Raw genomic sequence first — 2,379 nt, 5'->3', positions numbered from 1 at the left:
TAGAATTTGTTTAAAAGTACGTATTATTTGGATAGGTTCGAAATGCCCATTGTTTTAACGCCTTTAATCCGATATAAAAGGGGGGCGTCATCGTTTCGCCCGGCCAGGATCCATTGATTTCCCTGGTCCGTGAAAGTGAGGAGGGATTTCAGGTTTCCCTTCAGATACAGGCCGGACTGAACATGTGGCATCACCTGATAGGTGCCCCCGGATTCAGATAGGAGAACCGTTCCTGAAATGGCATCCAGGCGTGGTGTCTCCACCTCCGTCTCATAAATATTGCCGGCCAGGATGAGGTCTTCATTCCCGTCCCCGTTCAGGTCCTGAGAAATCAGGTCAAAGATCGGGTTCATCTGGGCTTCAGCCGGCAGGGGAGTAGGAGTGAAGGTGCCATCAGAATGGCTTATCAGAACAAAGCTGGAAAAAGTATTGATTTCCCGTTCATAGCTTTCCTTGAGGGATTCGCCATAGACTTCTTCTAAGCTGGCATTGGCAAACTCGCTGTAACTTGGGAATTTCTGGGCGATAAACGGCATTTGCTGGGAGGAACATTCCCTGCCGCGCACCGGTACGTATTTTCCTTCGTATTTTTTGCTCAGGACAATATCGGGAGTGCCATTGTCGTCAAAGTCCGTGGCATAGACCTTAAAAGGTTTTTCAGGGCTGGCTGTAAACTTTATGTTTTTCCCGGCATTGCCCAGAATGTAATCCGCTTTACCATCGTTATTGGCGTCGGTTTCATGGATGGAGAACCACCATCCTTTCATGGGAGCGCCGAGGGCTGCTGCATCCTGCAATTGAAAAGCACCCTGCACATTTTTAAAAAACCCGATTCCGGTCCACTCCCCAACTGCCATAAGATCCTCCATTCCATCGCCGTCAAAATCGCTGATGAGAAGGTCGTTGATAATTCCGAAATCCCGAAGTCCAGGAGCCTTGTCTTCAGTGATGTCATAAAGAATACCTTCCCTGTTTTCCAAAAGTGCGGAGGGGGCATGACGTGGGTAATTCCCGGCCAGGATGCGGTTGCCAATCACAAGGTCGGAATCCCCGTCCTTGTCGAAATCAAATACGGCTACGGCCTTACCACTGTAATTTCCAGGGTTCTCAAGGCTTGACGTGCTGCGGGTAAAGTTTCCCTTCCCATCATTTAGGTACACCCGGTCCTGGTACAGGGAAGAGCCTTGTTCAAACTCATTCCCCCCACTCACCACATAGAGGTCCAGGTCACCGTCGGAGTCTATGTCAAAAAAGGCAGATTCCATGTCTTCGTAAACCTTATCTTTTTCAAAGGGGGCTACAGAAACCGTTTGGAAGCCGTTTTGTTTTTTGATGAGCAAAGAGCCTGCCTGCCCGGAGGCCCCGCCCATAAATACATCCTCCAAACCGTCCCCATTGACATCTCCGGTACTGAAATAGGGTCCGAAATGCGATTGCTTGTAGGGGAGTAGGATCTCCGCTTCAAAATCGTTGTACGGATTCTCCTTGTGCACAGCTGAGATCCCCATCTTCGCGGGGTCGGATGCTTCAAATAGCGCAGGTTTACCAGAGTTAACGCGACCGGGTCGCGCCTCGGCCCGGGTTACTTCCAGGTTTTGGTTGGCCTGAACATCCCGAAGGAGAACAGTACTGCCATCCGGCCAGCGGACCTTTATGCTATCGGCTTTATCGGCCTTTCCTAAACCGAAATGGGCTGTTGTCGCATGTGCAGACCGATAACCCCGTACCCTTCGCACTTCAATCATCTGGCGGGTGTCCGCGTGGTAAAGCGTTACTTCTGGAAAGACCTCAGACGTGGTTCCGGAAACTGATACACTCAGGTAGTTTCCCCTTTGGGTTTCTACGGATTGATTCCTGTAGAGAAAGGCATTTTCATCCATATTATTGACCACCAGGTCGAGATCCCCGTCATTGTCGAGATCTCCCATGGCCGCACCGTTACTGAAGGTGAGATCCCCAAGCCCCCATTCTTTACCCTGCTCCTTAAATTCCAGATGTCCCTGGTTTTCATAGAGCAAATTGGACAATTTTTCAGAGGGCATGCTTTTGTAAAGTTCTTCCTTTACCTCAAGGGGAACCTTGTTTTTGTATTTCCTGCGCGCCTGGTAAACCCTTTGTTGCAGGTCATTGTCCAGGGCATATTTGCGATACCCGTTGGTGATAAAAATATCTTTGTCTGCATCCAGGTCAAAATCGTGCATAAGCACGGACCAGCTCCAGTCGGTACTCGCTATCCCGGTTTGCTGGGCGATGTTGCTGAAATGGTCCTGCCCCATATTCAGTTGGAGTGAATTGTACATATACTGATAATGGTATCCCTCTTTGCGAGTCAGGTAGTCAAAGCGGGCAACATCCATGGAGGCCATTAAGGTTTTGGAC

1 protein-coding gene is annotated in these 2,379 nt (G+C 49.6%); it reads right to left on the bottom strand.

Annotation, left to right across the window (positions count from 1 at the left end):
* Nucleotides 1–23: 23 nt before the first annotated feature.
* The coding region (locus tag WBV75_RS07145) for an FG-GAP-like repeat-containing protein (RefSeq protein ID WP_424119948.1) at nt 24–2,379 on the bottom strand (2,356 nt) is incomplete at its 5' end.

The organism is Robiginitalea sp. (assembly GCF_049588695.1).
Lineage (GTDB): Bacteria > Bacteroidota > Bacteroidia > Flavobacteriales > Flavobacteriaceae > Robiginitalea.
The sequence above is the reverse complement of the archived record's forward strand: the minus strand, read 5'-3'. Positions and strand labels throughout refer to the sequence as shown.